13 protein-coding genes are annotated in these 16,369 nt (G+C 60.4%); 7 read left to right on the top strand and 6 right to left on the bottom strand.

Annotated elements, in window-relative coordinates:
- Positions 1–155: 155 nt before the first annotated feature.
- A complete protein-coding gene (locus K0U62_08160; GenBank protein MCH9801487.1) occupies positions 156–353 on the top strand; it encodes a Flp family type IVb pilin in 198 nt (65 codons plus the stop codon).
- A 120-nt stretch (positions 354–473) separates the two neighbouring features.
- On the top strand, positions 474–674 hold the full coding sequence (locus K0U62_08155; protein MCH9801486.1) for a Flp family type IVb pilin: 201 nt from the start codon (positions 474–476) through the stop codon (positions 672–674).
- A gap of 143 nt (positions 675–817) precedes the next feature.
- Here the strand turns inward: K0U62_08155 and K0U62_08150 are convergent, their stop codons facing one another.
- The 6 genes from K0U62_08150 to K0U62_08125 form a co-directional block, all read right to left on the bottom strand.
- Entirely contained in the window at positions 818–2,305 is a 1,488-nt protein-coding gene (locus tag K0U62_08150) for a S8 family serine peptidase (GenBank protein MCH9801485.1), read from the bottom strand.
- 113 nt (positions 2,306–2,418) lie between these two features.
- Positions 2,419–3,981 carry a S8 family peptidase gene (locus tag K0U62_08145; GenBank protein ID MCH9801484.1) on the bottom strand — a complete coding sequence of 521 codons (1,563 nt, stop codon included), beginning with the start codon at positions 3,979–3,981 and terminating at the stop codon, positions 2,419–2,421.
- Between the two features lie 349 nt (positions 3,982–4,330).
- Positions 4,331–4,906 (bottom strand): CbiX/SirB N-terminal domain-containing protein, encoded by a 576-nt coding sequence (locus K0U62_08140; GenBank protein MCH9801483.1) that lies wholly within the window; start codon positions 4,904–4,906, stop codon positions 4,331–4,333.
- Complete coding sequence (cobA, locus tag K0U62_08135) at positions 4,903–6,180, bottom strand: uroporphyrinogen-III C-methyltransferase (GenBank protein MCH9801482.1); 1,278 nt, start codon at positions 6,178–6,180, stop codon at positions 4,903–4,905. Before cobA ends, K0U62_08140 begins: the two co-directional genes overlap by 4 nt.
- Complete coding sequence (locus tag K0U62_08130) at positions 6,177–6,932, bottom strand: phosphoadenylyl-sulfate reductase (GenBank protein ID MCH9801481.1); 756 nt, start codon at positions 6,930–6,932, stop codon at positions 6,177–6,179. Before K0U62_08130 ends, cobA begins: the two co-directional genes overlap by 4 nt.
- A complete protein-coding gene (locus K0U62_08125) occupies positions 6,929–8,641 on the bottom strand; it encodes a nitrite/sulfite reductase (GenBank protein ID MCH9801480.1) in 1,713 nt (570 codons plus the stop codon). The genes K0U62_08130 and K0U62_08125 overlap by 4 nt, the downstream gene beginning before the upstream one ends.
- 377 nt (positions 8,642–9,018) lie before the next feature.
- Here K0U62_08125 and K0U62_08120 point away from each other — a divergent pair, with 377 nt between their 5' ends.
- From K0U62_08120 to K0U62_08100, 5 genes are all read left to right on the top strand, one after another.
- Complete coding sequence (locus K0U62_08120; protein ID MCH9801479.1) at positions 9,019–10,026, top strand: iron ABC transporter substrate-binding protein; 1,008 nt, start codon at positions 9,019–9,021, stop codon at positions 10,024–10,026.
- Positions 10,007–11,629, top strand: a complete 1,623-nt coding sequence (locus K0U62_08115) for an iron ABC transporter permease (protein MCH9801478.1) — start codon at positions 10,007–10,009, stop codon at positions 11,627–11,629. Before K0U62_08120 ends, K0U62_08115 begins: the two co-directional genes overlap by 20 nt.
- 84 nt (positions 11,630–11,713) lie before the next feature.
- The gene (locus K0U62_08110) at positions 11,714–12,724 is read left to right on the top strand and encodes an ABC transporter ATP-binding protein (GenBank protein MCH9801477.1); all 1,011 of its coding nucleotides are present in this window, start codon (positions 11,714–11,716) and stop codon (positions 12,722–12,724) included.
- 209 nt (positions 12,725–12,933) lie between these two features.
- A complete protein-coding gene (locus tag K0U62_08105; GenBank protein ID MCH9801476.1) occupies positions 12,934–15,006 on the top strand; it encodes an EAL domain-containing protein in 2,073 nt (690 codons plus the stop codon).
- Positions 15,007–15,221: 215 nt separating this feature from the next.
- Positions 15,222–16,319, top strand: coding sequence for a L,D-transpeptidase (locus K0U62_08100; protein MCH9801475.1), 1,098 nt, complete (start codon positions 15,222–15,224; stop codon positions 16,317–16,319).
- Positions 16,320–16,369 lie beyond the last annotated feature (50 nt).

The following is a 16,369-nucleotide window of genomic DNA, read 5'->3' as shown; positions in this document are numbered from 1 at the left end:
TGTCAACCGTTTGGACGACCCGGATCCAGCCAAACGTCAACGTCACACCGACCAACTTTCCGATTACCTGGAAGCGCCCAGCAGGGAACCTATTAGTGCGGGCAGGGCCCGTACCTAATCCGGAAAGACCGGACAGACAAAGGAAAGAGGAAACCATGACCCGCGAAATCGTTCGTAACGAAGAGGGCGCTTCGGCTGTAGAGTACGGCCTGTTGATCGCCGGTATCGCCGCTGTGATTGTGGCAATCGTGTTCATCATCGGCCGCCAGGTGGATGCTGGCTTCACCGAGGTCAGCGAGGAACTACCGGCCGTTGCGGCCCCTGCCGCCGCTGCCCCAGCCGTCATTCTGTGACTCAGGCTCACTATGCGTTGGCTGGCGAATCTCGACTCGCCAGCCAACGCAATTCCTGGGGCAACTGCGCGAGTAGTCCCCAGTCCAATCGCCCCAGGACACCAGCAGGAGGTAACTGACATGTGTCCCCAGTCTTTCGTTGAACTGCATGCCTTCGATTCGGAACGCGGTGCTTCGGCAGTGGAGTACGCCATCCTGGCTGCAGCGATCGCTGCGGTGATCGCACTGTCGGTCTTCGCGGTGGGGATAGCAACGGGCGGGAGCTTTTCCACGACCTGCAACAACATCCAAGCGAGTTCGGGAGGCGACCTCGCCTGTTAGTCGTTTGCAGCGTTCAGCCAAGCCACCGGCTCGTAAAGTTAACTGTGCCTCGTCCACAATGGACGGGGCACAGTCGTGTTTGGTGGATACATCCCCCCGGAAAGAGATGGCTGCACGCCAGGACCCAAAAAGAATTTGCGAGGCTAGCGGGTGCCGATCTTCCGGGTCAGCGAGCGTGATTCTCCGATGCGGTTCTTTGCCGTCACGCGCAGACGATATTTGGTGTCGGGGCGCAGCCGCTTGATTCGGTACTTGGTTCGCTGTGTGGCTCCACGGTTGCGCCAGATGTCGCCCCCTGTCCGTTTCACCTCGAATCGGTAGCGATTCGCATCTTCGGCAGGCCGGAATCTGACGACAACATTGCGCGATCCCCGTTTCTTCACCCACAGGCGCTTCACTCGTTTGGGTGCTTGCAGCGTTTCGGAGGTCTGCTGCGGAATTGTCTCCGGGGCGGGGCTGGACGCTGGGGTCGTTAACGTCACTAGTGTATTGGGCGATCCGACCGCTAGCCGAATCAGTTGGAGTACGTCTTTGTGGCTGCTGGTGAGGACCCTTTCGCGGATCTGGGTAACGGAAAGTTCCGGCTGTAAGCCCCACAGAACAGCAGCTACGCCAGCCACGTGCGGCGCGGCTTGCGATGTGCCGGAGAGAACATCCCCGGTGGTAGTGGCGGGATCGTAGTGCGTGCTGGTGATGCTCTGACCGGGGGCATAGAGGTCCAGGCAAGTCCCCCAGTTGGAGAAGCCAGCCTCGGCGTCTGAACTGGTACTGGCTGCGACGGAGATGGCGCCGGGCGAACCGGCTGGCGAGAACTGACAAGCATTATCACGTTGGTTACCAGCGGAGGCGATCGGCAGAATCCCATTCACTGCCAGTGATGCCACCGCCTGATCGATCAGCGTGGAGCGATCCGCTGCCCCAAGGCTCAGGTTCGCGACCGCTGGCCCGCCCCCGCGGGCTTGGTGGTCGGCGACGATCCAATCGATGGCGTCGAGTAATCCGCTGGATGTCCCAGTACCAGCGCAGTCCAGCACTCGCACCGGAATGATGGAAGCTCCAGAGGCGACGCCATAGCGACTGGAGCCGATGATCCCGGCGACGTGGGTCCCGTGCCGGTCGCAGGATCCGCCGGGCTTGCCCGAAACGACGGTATGTCCCGGCAGTAATCGCTCACCGAACTCCGGATGCGGGGCGACACTGCCATCGATGAGGTACACCGCGACGCCAGACCCGTCGCCTGTCGGGCGGTACCAGCCGTCCAGCCCAAACTGTTGATCGAGTCGGTCTAGGCCCCAGACATTCGTGCTGCGTGGTGCAACTGCGCCGACTTGGCTGACCTCGCTAGCAGTGGTTTGCTCGTGTGCCGCTATTGGCAGATCTTGCTCAACTAGGACCGTGTCAGCCTGCTGGTTGAGTTGCGCCGCCTCGGTGGGGGTCAGGGAGCGCACCTCGCGCTCCGGAGTGCCGGCGGAGCGAGTGACGGGACCTCCGTCTGCCGGGTCCTCGGCATCGTCGGCTACCACGATGTAGTCCGATCGATCTTCGGAAGCAGCGCTGGGTACGGCGGTGGCTAGCGAGGTGGGCAGCAGCAATGCCGTGGCTACGCCCAGTAGCAGTCCCGATCTACCCATAGCCCTTGCCTCCCACAACTGGGATGTCGGCGGTGTTCTCCCCATTATCCACTCGCTTCCCCCGAATGTCGCAGGTAGAACTAAATCTAGGTCCCGCACGAGGGCGGTCGGCCCTATTTGGTTCGCACTTTGGTCTTGGAGGACTTGGACCGCTCGGGGCCCGACTTGCCGAAGACCTTGACCTTGTACTTGGCCTTACGGTCCAGACCGGTAAGAGTCACGGATGAGCTGGGGACCTCGAACGACGCTTTCGTCTTGCCGCGAGTCCGTTGCTTGATCTTGATGACGTAGCTCTCGGCGGCAGCAATAGCGTTCCAGGACAGCTTCGCCCGTTTTTTCCCAATCTTCTTGCTCACCTTCCCGGGGCTGTAGTCGGTTAGCGGGGCTGCTTGAACCGGGTCAGGTATTGGCGGTGGCATGGGTATTTCAGCGGTCTCGGGGACTGGCGCGGGTTCCGGCGCTGGATCTGGAGCTGGCGCGGGTTCCGGCGCTGGCGGATTGGATCCGTCGAACCGAACGTAGAGCAATCGGTTGGGAGAGCCGGCAGGAGTACTAGAAAGTTCGCCGGTGGTCGCCCACTCCTGGATGCCAGTTGCGATCTGGCTCGCATTGGCCCCTGGAAAAACGCTCCAATAGATGGCTACTGCGGCTGCGACGTGGGGGGAGGCCATGGACGTGCCGCTGTAGCTGACACCTCCGGTCTGGCCCACTCTGGTGGAGCGAATACTCGAACCCGGTGCGAACAGATCGAGACAGGTTCCGTAGTTGGAGAAGCCCGAAACAGTGTCGGAAGAGGTGCTGGCGCCAACGGTGATTGCCGCGGCTGCGCGAGCCGGTGACTGGCTGCAGGCATCGGCGGTATCGTTGCCAGCTGCGGCAACGACCGGGATCCCTTGCGCGACGACTTCGGCCACCTTGGCATCCAGGAAACTGTTCGCTGAACCGCCCAAACTCATATTGACGACAGACTTCGCTGCCGCATTCGTTGCGATCCAGTTCAACGACTGAATCACTTTCGACGTTGATCCGTAACCGTCGCAGCTCAACGCTTTGACCGGGTACAGTGTTGCTTGCTTGGCCAGACCATAGACGTTGGATCCGACCGTGCCGGCCACATGCGTACCGTGGCCGTTGCAGTCGTCAAAGTTGTCACCGCCGGTGGCGTCGTAGCCATCGCCGATCCGGCCGGCGAACTCCGGGTGATCGAGGTCGATACCCGTGTCGATCACGTAGACGTGCACTCCGCTGCCATCACCGGGTGGCGTGTAGCTGCCGTCTCGCCCAGAGCGCTGATCGCTGCGGTCTTGCCCCCAAGTCGCTGCATCGCCGGAAATCGTCACTGGAGTGTCGGGGACGACCTCACGAACTCCTGGTTCATTGGCCAGATCTTGTGCCTCAGCGGGAGTGAGGTTAACTACTGCGCCTGTGAAGATTGGACCAGACTGCTTGTCTTCGATATCTCGCTTGCGGACATCAGTTCGGTCAATCATCTCGGCGACCGAGGTGCCGTTACCGAGCTCCACCAGGTAGTCCTGTTGGGCGGTCACCGACTCCTGCGCGTCGGCTTGGCTGGGGCTAGTCTCAGCCGCAGAAACGCTGGCGGACAGTGGTACCAGTGCAGTAGCGCATAAAGCGACTAGGCTAACCCGAGCAAGGTGCCCAGTAGTCCTCTTCATGACTACCCTCCGGGATCCGGAACCCAACAGATCTTTCCCCCTGGTAGTAGTGTCGGCAGGCAGAAGTGTTTCTTGAGCGAACAGCCGGAATTTCTAGGCGTGATTCACCCGATCAGAGGACAGCAGCGGCGCAACTGCCCGAATTTTCTGTGAAGTGGAGGCGTCCCCATTACTCGCTTGCCGACATTTAGTTGCCGAGATCCACAGTTCAGTTACGAAAACGGGTGTCGGGTCAGGTGATCCGCCAAGGCCGAGGCGAAGGCCGGGCCGGCGCCTACGGGGGGCGCGAGCTCGGCTTTAGCGGCTTCGGCTGCTGCCGCGATCCGATCAGCTAGCACTCCCTCGCCGATCACCAGCGGACCACCAGCGAGTCGGCATCAGCCTGTTCGCTGACCTGGCCTGGGTTGAGTGCCACCGTTACGTGGCGGTTGGGCAGTCGTTGCGCGACGGCCGAACCTAGCTCAGCGGCCCGTTGTGGGAACTCTGGCCGACGGCTGCCAGCCATTGCCACTACAACCGTGCCCTTATCGGAGTTATCCGCTGGTTCGGCGATGGCGTCGACGAACTGAGGCAGCGGTGGCGGCGCCAGGAGATGAATGCGTTGGCCGGGGCCGGCCACCAACGGCGGAATGTCTCGCCGCCAATGCATTCCGGCGGTCAGTAGCAGAGGCAGAACCAAGACCCGATGCTCGGGAAAGCCAGCAGTCAACACATCAGTAGCGCTGGGCGAATCATGTTCCAGGAACCCGACCGCTACTCGGGCTGCCACCGTCTGGTCGAGTAGCTGGCCGATCTTCTGGACCCCTTGTCGGTGCCGCGGGTCGGGACTGCCGTGTCCGATGAGTAATACGGCGGAGTCGTGCAGTGGCCGGTGGCCACCCTCGGTTGGTTCGCCTCGTGGCGAGGTGAGGACGGTGGCGGTCACGAGATGGCCCCATGTCCAGCATCGATCGAGGCCTGCGCTAAATCCCCTAGCTGTTCGCGAAGCCCCGCGACTGCACCGACAACGACGACAGCGGGAGAGGGGATTTCCTGAGTCGCTGCTAGTTCGGCGATGTCCGCAAGCGAGCCATTCACGGTTTCCTGCTCACTAGTCCAGCCCTCGGCCGTTACCGACACTGGTGTGTCTGGATCACGACCGTGTGCAACCAGTGCGGCCGTGATCTGATCTAGGTGTCGAACCCCCATCAGTAGCACCAGCGTGGTGTCGACCGGAGTGCAGCCGGCGCGTCGGATGACTTCGGCAGCCCCGTTGTGAGCGGACAGCACGAGAAAAGAGTCGGATAGTCCGCGGTGGGTCACTGGAATGCCTGCCGCCGCGGGTACCGAAATTGCGCTCGTTACGCCGGGGACCACCTCAACATCGACTCCGGCCTGTAAGCAGTGCAGCGCTTCCTCACCACCACGGCCCAGGACGAAGGGATCGCCGCCTTTCAACCGGATCACAACTTTGCCCGCCGTTGCCTGTTCCACCAGCAGTTCGTTGATCTCCGGTTGCGGCAGCGCGTGCCGGCCCGGGGCCTTGCCGACATCGATAATGCTCACGTCCGGTGCGAGTTGATCAAGCGCACGTACCGGGGCTAGCCGATCAGTGACGACGACATCGGCAAGGGACAACAACCGGCGGGCGCGAACGGTGAGCAGATCGGGATCGCCCGGGCCGCCGCCCACCAAGTAGACCTTGCCGGTCGCTGGTCGTTGTCGCCGGATGGGTAGCCCGGCTTCAGCGGACAACTCAGCGACGACGTCGCGCAGTAGTTTGGCTCGTTTGGGATCTCGTCCGGCATTGACCGCAACCTGAATGCCGTCGACGGTGCGGTCAGAGGCAGCAGACCACGCTGATGAGGCACTGGCATCAGATGCGCGCACACACCAGATGCGCTGCGCATCGGCGAGGGTGGCGATCTCAACATCGACCGCATGATCACCGGTGCAGGCATGCACCAGCCAGACATCAGCCAGATCAGTGGCGTCGAACTCTCGTTGTTGCCAGCGCAGCCTTCCGGCTGCCGCCCACTCCTGCAACGCCTCCGTGGCCCACGGCGTGATGAGGTTGACTTGGGCCTGAGTTTGCAGCAGGGTGGCGATTCTGCGTTCGGCGACTGGGCCGCCACCCACCACTAAGACATCTCGTCCGGCAAGTGACAAGAAGAGGGGATAGTCGGGCGCTGTCGCTGGCGAATCAGCTGCGTTACTCATATGTGCATCCCGCATTCCACTTTGTTGCGACCCGCCCAACGGCCGGAGCGTTCTGGTGCACCGTCGGCTACTGGTTGGGTGCAGGGTTCGCAGCCGATTGAGCGATAGCCCAGTTGGCGCAGTGGATTTTCCATGATTCCGTACTCGACGATGCAGGCATCGATTTGTTCGTCGCTGTAGGCGGCGATCGGATTGAGTTTGATCATTCGGTGTCGTTCATCCCACTCAATGAGCGGGGTGCGTACTCGACCATCGTGATCATTGCGGCGCAGGCCAGTGGCCCATGCTTCATAACCACGCAGCGCGTTATCCATCGGTGCGGTCTTGCGCATGGCGCAGCATTTGTCCGGGTCGGTACGCCACAACTCGGCTCCGTACCGCTCGTCCTGTTGTTTAGTGGCGAGTTCCGGTTGTAACGAGCGGACATTTACCTTTTGGGTGCTGGCAACTGCGTCTCGCAGGCCAAGAGTTTCCGCGAAGTGGTAGCCGGTGTCGACGAATAACAGGTCAACGCCGGGAACCGCGTGAGCGGCCAAGTACGCCATCACCCCGTCGGAGAACGACACCGCGACCGCCAATCGCTCGACCCCCAGCCGTTTGCCGAACCACAGCAGCAATTCAAGCGGCTCCGCTTCTTCGCCAAAGATCTGTTTGCCCTGGTCCACGATGTGTCGCAACTCCTCCTCGCTGCGCCGCGGCGGACGCAGTCGTAGGTCGACACCTGATGTGGCGGGCGGATCGGCGGTGCTCATCGAAGATCATCCTCAGCAGCTCTGATGCTCCATTGGGCGAAAGACTCGTCGGCGGTGCGCTGTTCCTCGAAGCGACCGATCAGCCGGTCAACATAGTCGCTGAGGTCATCCGCAGAGAGTCGAAGTCCGCGTGGGCTGCGGCCAAAACCGGATTCCTCGCCCAGTGACCCGCCGAGATGGACCTGAAAGCCTTCAGCTTGCTGACCCTCGTCATCGGTTGCCAGCACACCCTTAAGTCCGATGTCGGCGACTTGGAATCGAGCACAAGAGTTCGGGCAGCCATTGACATGGATCGCTAGCGGCAAATCCCACTCAGGTCGCCGCTGCTCAAGGTCCGTCACCAGATCAGCAGTACGGGCCTTGGTTTCGGAAATGGCTAGTTTGCAATATTCAATCCCCGTGCAGGCCATGGCCGCACGGCGGAACTGCGAAGGACGCACGCGAAGTTGCATGCCCTCCAACTCTTGCGCCACCCGTTCGGTGTTCTCCTGCGGGATGTCCAGTAGGACGAACTTTTGGTGTGCGGTGAGGCGGATGCGACCGCTACCGTACTTCTCGGCAAGATCAGCGATCCGAGCAAGTCTGCTGCCTGAGATTCGCCCCACCGTAGGTGCCGCACCCACGTAGAACTTGCCGTCTTGCTGCGGATGAATTCCGACGTGATCCCGCGCGCCAGCGGCTGGAGCGGGCGGGGGCGGACCATCCGCCAGTTTTCGACCCAGGTACTCATTCTCGAGTACCTGACGGAATTTCTCAGCTCCCCAATCGGCGATCAGGAACTTCAGTCGTGCCTTATTGCGCAACCTGCGGTAGCCGTAGTCACGGAACAGTTGCACGGTGGCAAACCAAACATCCGGGACGTCCGCCAATGCGACCCACGCACCGAGCCGAGTACCCAACTTGGGCACCGTAGACAGACCCCCGCCTACCCAAAGGTCAAAACCTGGTCCTAGATCTGGATGCTCTACCCCGATGAAAGAGATGTCGTTGATCTCATGAGCGACATCCTGTCGAGGGGAGCCCGAGACAGCGCTTTTGAACTTGCGTGGCAGATTCGCCAACTCGGGGTCGCCTATGTAGCGGCGAAGGATCTCTTCGATAGCTGGGGTGCCGTCGATGATTTCGTCGGCGGCAACGCCGGCTACCGGCGATCCGAGGATGACGCGAGGGGTGTCGCCACAGGCTTCGGTGGTGCCTAGGCCGACTGATTCCAGTTGGCGCCAGATCTCTGGAACATCTTCAATTCGAATCCAGTGCAGTTGGATGTTCTGACGATCGGAAATGTCGGCGGTATTGCGGGCGTAGCGACGAGAGATATGCGCAATTATTCGCGCTTGTTCGGCAGACAGCGCACCACCATCTGAGCGCACCCGCATCATGAAGAACTCGGCGTCGAGTTCTTCGACTGGTAGCGAGCCAGTCTTACCGCCGGGGATTCCCTTCTTCCGTTGGGTGTAGAGCCCCCACCAGCGCATGCGACCACGCAGGTCGTCCGCGGGAATGGATGCGAATCCTTCCTTGCTATAGATCTGCTCGATCCGTTGTCGGACATTGAGACCGTTGTCTTCTTGCTTGAACCGCTCGTTGTCATTCAGCGGTTCGGTTTGCCCGAGCGCCCACTGTCCTTGCGGTTTCGGTGCCCGCTTCGGGCGGTCTGACTTCGGTGTCTTGGGTGACGCTGCCGGGGGGTTGGCTTCGACGGGAGTCATGGGGTCTCCGGATGGTCGGGGACACGCGACTGCCGGCTCGCAAACCGGTGGAGATCAAACGATCGTGCCGGTTGCTCCGATCCACACGCGTCCTGGAAGAGGGACGGGGGTTAGGAACAACAACACATACAGCAGCGCACGCCACGGGCGGTAGGCCCAGCGGCGGATATCGCGGTGCTGCAATAAGTCACGCAGTAAGAGTGCCAACCGAGATTCGCCACGTCAAGTTGCCCAGCTGACTTGGGTGAAAATGAGATGTCCACCACAACTCGTTGTCGGGGGTAGCGGGTACCCCGATTCAGCCGCTAACTTAGGTAAGCCTTACTTTGGTTTGGGGCGCCGTTAGTCACCGCGGCGCCGATAAGATGGGAGAAAATATGAAGTTGACTGGGATCGTGCTCAGCCTCGCGGTGCTTGCTGGGGCGGCGGTTGTGGCTGGTTGCTCAGCCGAAGACGAGACGTTAACGATCTACTCTGGGCGCAGCGAAAACATGATCGGGCCAATGTTCGATCAGTTCTCGGAAGCGACCGGCATCAACGTCGAGGCTCGTTACGGAGATTCGGCTGATCTCGCCCTGCAGCTGCAGACCGAGGGAGAAAACAGCCCTGCTGATGTCTTTATTTCGCAGAGTCCCGGAGCGATGGGTGCGGTAGCCGATGGTGGGCTACTGGCGAAACTTCCGGCGGCTACTCAGAAGCTAGTAGTAACGGAGTTTCAGGATCCCGACGGCGACTGGGTAGGAGTTACCGGTCGAGTGCGCACCCTGGTCTACAACACTGACTTGGTTACTGCTGATGAACTCCCGCAGTCAGTCTTCGACCTCACCAACGCGGAATATCAGGGCAAGGTTGGTCTCGCGCCGAGCAATGGTTCCTTCCAAGACTTTGTGACAGCAATGAGAGTCGCTGATGGCGACGATGCCACCAAGAAGTGGTTGGATGATATGGCTGCCAATGGCGCCCAGCCATATGCGGACAACACATCAATCGTGCAGGCGGTTGGTCGTGGTGAAGTTCCGATGGGACTGGTGAATCATTACTACAAAGAGCAAGCCACAGCAGAAAATCCCGATCTGCCAGTGGAGAATCACTTCTTTGCCAAGGGCGACGTAGGTTCCGTGCTGTTGGCGACTGGTGCTGGAATCCTGGCTAACTCCGAGGTGCAGGAGTTGGGCACCGAACTCATCGACTTTCTGCTCAGTCCGGAAGCTCAAAAGTTCTTCACCGAAGTTAAGGTCGAGTATCCCGCTGCCAAGGGCGCTGAAATTGCCGAGGGGACCCCGCTAGCGGATGTACCGGCGACGGTGGTGGATTTCGATGAACTGGGTAGTGGCTTCCGCGATACGTTGGAGATGATCAATAGCAGTGGCCTCGCCAGCAACTAGCGATACCGGCATAAAGCCGGTCGGAGCCAGGAATCGTGGCTCCGACCGGCGCTCGTCGTGGTGGCTACGTTTACTTGTTGCAGTCATTGCGCTGGTCTTCAGCGCCCCCGTACTCTTCCTGCTCCTCGAGATCGCGAACGTCAGCGAGGGGATTGGTCAGATTGTCGGCAGCTCCGAGTGGGTGGTGCCGCTGCTCAACTCACTTGGGCTGGCTGGAGCAGTGACTCTGGCCAGTATGGTGATTGGTGGCGGATTGGCCATTCTGATTTCGCGAACCGACCTGCCTGGCCAGCGAGTCTGGCGGTTACTCCTAGCGCTGCCGCTGGTGATTCCGTCTTTTGTCGGAGCGACTGCGCTCATCGCCGCGACTGGGCCGGGGAGTCTGCTGCCCTTTGTGCCGCGGTTGGAGGGATTCGTTGGCTCCCTGGTGGTCCTGACACTGTTCACCTACCCCTACGTCCTACTGCCCGCTCTTGCCACTATTTCCTCGACTCCCACTTCGGCTGAAGAGGCGGCTCGGCTGTTGGGTCGCAGCGGCTTTCAGACGGGTGTGCGGGTGTTGCTGCCGCAGTTGCTGCCTGCGATTGCAGCAGGCGGTCTGCTGGTTTTTCTCTACGTATTGAGTGACTTTGGCGCCGTCGCACTGCTCCGATTCGACACGCTGACCCGAGTGATCTACTCCTCCCGACTACTCGATCCGGCCCTGGCCCTAACGCTAGGAGTCTTGCTGGCTGCCTTGGCGCTGTTGATTTCGGTGGCGATGCGGCGAGTCCGAGTCCCTAGCGAGCCGCCGGTATCGCGAGCCAATCAGCGGTACCGCTATCGGCTCGGCAAACTAATGCCGGTGGGTTTCCTTGTTGCCGCCCTCCCGGTGGCCGCGGGGCTAGTGCTACCGGTCATCATCTTCCTCACTTGGGTGCTTCGGGGATCCAGCACGATTGGCGTCGCGTATTCCGGCTGGGGTGACGACATGGGATTTCTCGTTGGCCCCATGCTGGGCTCTACCGCCGCTTCGGTAGCTGCAGCGCTGGCAGCAGTAGTGATCACAGTTCCGGTGGCGTTTGCGGTCGTCCGGCGTTCGGAGCGACTGTATCGATTCGCAGCCGATGTGGTTACGTCATTGTTCGCCTTGCCCGGTCTTGTCATTGCATTGGCGCTGGTCGCCTGGGCGGTTGGTGCACCGGGCCCACTCGGGGCGCTCTATCAGACCTTTCCGTTGCTCATCTTGGGCTATGTGCTGCATTTCGGTGCGCAAGCGCTGGGCTCTGGACAGGCCGCTTTTCGAGCGGTACCGCAGCGGTTTGACGAAGCCGCGGCCACGTTAGGAGCGGGGCAGCGTCGAAGATTCTTTGTGATCGATCTGCCGCTGGTCGCTCCGGGACTATTGACTGCTGGCGGGCTGGTTTTGCTATCGACGCTGAAGGAACTCCCGTTAACACTGATGCTGGCGCCGACCGGATTCAAGACCTTGGCTACCGCGATTTGGGGAGCAGCCACCGACGGCTTTTACGCTGAGGTTGGGATCGCGTCGTTGACGCTCATCCTGTTGTCCGGCGTGCTCACGTGGTTCCTTGTTCTGCGCGGTCGGCTGGGAAGAGTCTGATCTTGTCGCCGCGTCGCAGGTTCTCGCCGCTAGGCTTGGGTACTCGAGGAGGGCCGACAAATCGCTGAGGGAGAGTCCGGGCTCGTGCTATCCGGTGTCAGCAAGAGTTTTGCCGCGACTGTTGCGGTTCGAGATGTCACATTGAGAGCACCGGCGGGTTCGCAGACCGTCCTGTTGGGGCCCAGCGGCTGCGGCAAGACCACCCTGTTGCGGATCATCGCTGGCTTGGAGCACGAAGATGCTGGTGTGGTTTCCATAGATGGTGAGCGATTGAGCTGTGACGGCCGCGGGCTGCCGCCAGAAAAGCGTCGTGTCGGCATGGTCTTTCAGGATTGGGGGCTCTTCCCGCATATGACTGTGGAGCGTAATGTCGCATTCGGTCTGAGTCGGGAACAGATTGCTGACGGAGCGGTGGAGCGGACGCTCGACATGATGCGGATGACAAAGCTAGCGTCCCGCAGGCCCCATGAACTCTCGGCGGGTCAAGCGCAGCGCGTGGCGCTCGCCCGGGCGCTGGCTCCTCGACCACGTTTACTGCTCTTCGACGAGCCATTCTCGAGCTTGGATGCGGAGTTGCGGGTACGAGTCCGTACCGAGGTGGCTCAACTCATGCGAGAACTCGCTATGACAGCCGTGTATGTCACCCACGATCAGGAAGAAGCGTTCGTGCTCGGTGATGAAATCGCAGTGATGGCCTCTGGCCGAATCGTGCAGCAGGGGGCTCCGGAACGGATCTACCTCGAGCCAGCCTCAGCTTGGGTGGCGGGCATGTTGGGAGAGGCCAATCTGATTCCCGGCGACGCCGTCGGTGATGTTGCCAACACTTGTTGCGGTCAGGTTCCGTTGCTGCGGGCGCGCAGCGGTGACTGTCAGGTGCTGGCCCGACCCGAGCATCTGGCTATCTCGGCGGGCGATCAGGCGACGGTGACCGCTGTGGAGTTCTATGGACATGACACGGTTTATCGCGTGACGACAGCAGACGATGAGCCGGTCGTTTTGGTGCGAGCAGGAGCCGCGCCGTCGCATCAGGTGGGTGACCGGGTGTCATTGGCCTATACCGGACCGGCGACCGTCTGCTTTGACGCACCGCACTAACTGGCTGGCGAAGTAGCTGCGGGCAATGAAAGCCAAGGCACGGTGAGAGTCGGCCTTTATGTCGGGGCAACTGCGAAAGAGTCGACATTGACCGGCGGGAGGAATAGTGTGCAGGTATTGAAGGCGCACAACTTTTTGAACTGGATTCGCCGCGTCGGCTAAGTGCTCGACAGCGGTGGGGGCTCGCCATCTTTGCTCTTGTGCTGGCGGTGGCATCGATCGCAGCCTTTGCGACTGCGGGTTACCCACTGCCGCAGGTGGAAGCGACCGTCGTCGCTCACTCCTATATTTCTGCCGCCTTCGCTGGCCTCATCGCCCTGGTGTTGTTCACCTACGGGCGCACGGGGCAACGACGAGGATTTTTGCTGCTTGCCTCGCTGTACCTGAGCTACGGGTTCATGATTTCGACCTTTCCACTGTTTTTTGAGGGAGCATTCCTCGCTGGTGAATTCGTCATGGGTGGCCCGCAAAGTGCCCCGTTGCTCGCGGTCTTTCTGCTCTACATCTTCACGGTCGGGATTCCCGTTGCTGCTGTTCTCATCAACCGTGATCGGTTGCGGCGAGGCGGCTCCGAAGCCGAACCGCAGCACATTCGCTGGTGGGTTATTACCCCACTACTTTTGAGTGGCATCATGCTGGGTTGGATATCCCTCTTTCCGGAGACACTTCCCACTGTGCTGGATGCAGATGGGCAAGGTCTGCCCTGGGTGCGGGTGGTCCTGGGTATTTTCAACCCGCTGCTGTCACTGATTGGGCTCGTCATCGTAGGTCTCGCCGCTCGCAATGGCTCGATCATCGGCGTCTGGCTGTTCATCGTGAGTATGGCGCTGCTGGCGAACGGGGTGCTGCTTCTTAATCTGACGGGTCGATACACCCTTGGCTGGTATTACGTTCGGATCTTCACTTTGCTTGTGTTGTTAGTGCTGCTGGTAGCGCTGATCCTAAGAATCGACAGCATCCAACGGCGCAACGCCGCAATCGCGCAGGTGGACCGGCTCACGGGTGTGCAGTCCCGAGAGCGGCTGATTCAGTCGATGCGTGAGGCGCTGAACCTGATACCAGTGCGAGGCAACCGACCTGCCTTGTTGTGGATCAATATCAACGGTTTCCACGACATCAACGACCAGTTTGGGCATGCTGCCGGTGATCAAGTACTTGTTCAGGTGGCTAGCCGATTGGTCACGACTGCCTCTGGGGCATCCGTAGGGCGAGTTGGTGGGGACGACTTCGCCGTCTTACTTGACCACGCTGATGGAGACAAGGCCACTTCGATGGCAGAGGAGATAGTCGCGGCGGTGAGCACGCCGATGGCAGTGGCGCAAGATCGAATAGTGGTGTCTGCTTCGGTTGGGGTGGCGGTTGTCGGGGACGGCAGTACGACCGCTGAAGAATGGATCTTCCAAGCGGATCGCGCCGTAGTGGAAGCTAAGAAATCCCCACGGGGGAGCCTTGCCACTTTTGATGAGGAGATGGCCCAATCTGCGCGAGCGCGAGCTTCATTAGGGCAAGAGATGGCAGCCGCCCTTCGTCGTGGCGATCCGTTCGTTCTGTGGTTCCAGCCGATCGTGCAACCGGAGACAGCTCGATGGGTGGGCGCCGAAGCACTAGTCCGCTGGAAACACGGTGGCCGGTTCGTACCGGCGAGTGAGTTCGTTTCGCTGGCCCAGGAAATGCGCAACGCAGCGCTCGGAGAAATTGTGATTCAGCGGCTCGCGGAAACTGGACCGCTGCTTCTCGCTGACGCTGACCCCGACTTCTTTCTTACCTTCAACTTGTCCCCGTGGGAATCTCGCTATCACGGCGTGATCGACGCGCTGGGGCGAGAGCCACTGGCGGATATTGCGCACCGTTGCTACGTAGAGGTCACGGAATCCTTTCAACTTCACGAGTCTGAACTAGCGCTGCACAATCTCCAGATGCTGCAGGAGTTTGGTTATCGGTTGGCCATCGACGATTTCGGCACTGGCTACTCAAATCTGGCTCGGCTGGAGTTGTTGCGTCCGTCGCTGCTCAAGGTCGATCGCAGCATTGTGATGAAATCTGGGGCGGGCGCCATGGACGGCATCGAATTGATGAGAGCGGCGCGCAACCTCGGCAGCTCATTGGGATCTGCTGTCCTTGCGGAGGGTGTGGAAACCGCTGAAGAGCATCAAATCGTGCTGGATCTCGATCTGCCGTTGGCGCAGGGGTTCCGGTATGCGCGCCCCATGCCTGCTGCGGACTTCTTGCGTTTCCGGGCGGGTGGACGGGTTCCCTCGATGCCACCGCAGCGAGGGGCCTAACCCCGCCGGATCTCTTGTTGCGTGCAGCAAGACGAGAATCTCAGTGTCCGGAATAAGAACGACTTGACTGTGCTGAAATCGACATCCTTCGACGGTGGTTTTGGGAGTAATATTAGCCGCATACTAGAGACGTAGGCGGGACTAGGATGGTGCCGCCATTACCGGTGCGAGTAGAAGTTACTCGATTGCCGAGGCAGGGCAGCGGAGGAGGAGATATGCGAATTTTCCTGACAGGAGCGCTCGCAGTGGCGCTGGCTGGCGGAACAGCGAGTGTGGCGACCGCCGCAGAGGACATCCCCACCGTGCGTACTGACGACCTGCCGATCACGGCGTTCCAGGAGGACCCAGCTGACGCAACGGCGGATCCAGCGCCGAAAGATGAGGGCGACCAAGGATCTGAGGATTCGAGCCAAGGCGACACTGAGGAAGTAAAGCCAAAGAAGCCTAATGTGACCAACGTTCCGGTGGGCTATCGGATTTCTCCCGGAACAAGCGGCAAATACGGGGTTGGCCAGCTGGTAACTATCAAGTTTGATCGGCCGATCGCGCGGCGGTCAAACGTTGAAGAGGCCATCACGGTGACATCCAATCGGAAGAAGAAGATGTCGAAGGGCGCTTGGGGATGGGTTGACCGGCAGACAGCTATCTATCGGCCCAAGAAGTTCTGGCCAGGCAATGCCCGGGTCGCCTTCGATGTAGACCTCAAGGGGGTGCTGTTGGGTGCAGATGGCAGGACCCATTACGTGGGTGACCGGAATCGTGAGTATGTGCTGCGCACTGATCGCAAACTGGTCATCAAGATCAGGGACGCCAAGCACCGCCTCTACGTATACCGGGGTAACAAGCTCATTAAGAGTTTCCCCGTTTCGCTGGGCAAGGTTTCGGGCGGCTATAAAACGCGAAGTGGTATCAAAATCCTCACGGGGGAGCAGTACGTAAAACTGCGCATGATCGGAACAGACCGACTCACCGGGGAAGACTGGGACGTCATCTCCCCCTACTCGATCCGGCTGACGCCAACCGGTGAGTTCATTCACGGTGCGCCGTGGGCCAATAGCCGGATTGGATTGGCGAACGGCTCGCACGGCTGCACCAACATGCGGGTTGCAGACGCGAAATGGTTGTTCCATCGAGTCATGCGTGGTGACCCCACCGTGACCACCGGTACAGGACGCCCCATGGAGGTCACCAATGGAACTCCAGGTGCCTACTGGAACTATTCCTGGAAAGAGTGGCGGCAGAAGTCCGCGACCAAGGGCAAGCAGTCACCATCGAAAGACAAGAAAGACAAAGATACCGGTAAGCAAAACTAGCGGTTGTCGTTCCTAACAGCGTTGAACAGCAGTTCGTCGCATCAAAGCAG

It is taken from the genome of Actinomycetes bacterium (assembly GCA_022599915.1).
Lineage (GTDB): Bacteria > Actinomycetota > Actinomycetes > S36-B12.
This window is presented reverse-complemented; position numbering and strand designations above follow the sequence as displayed.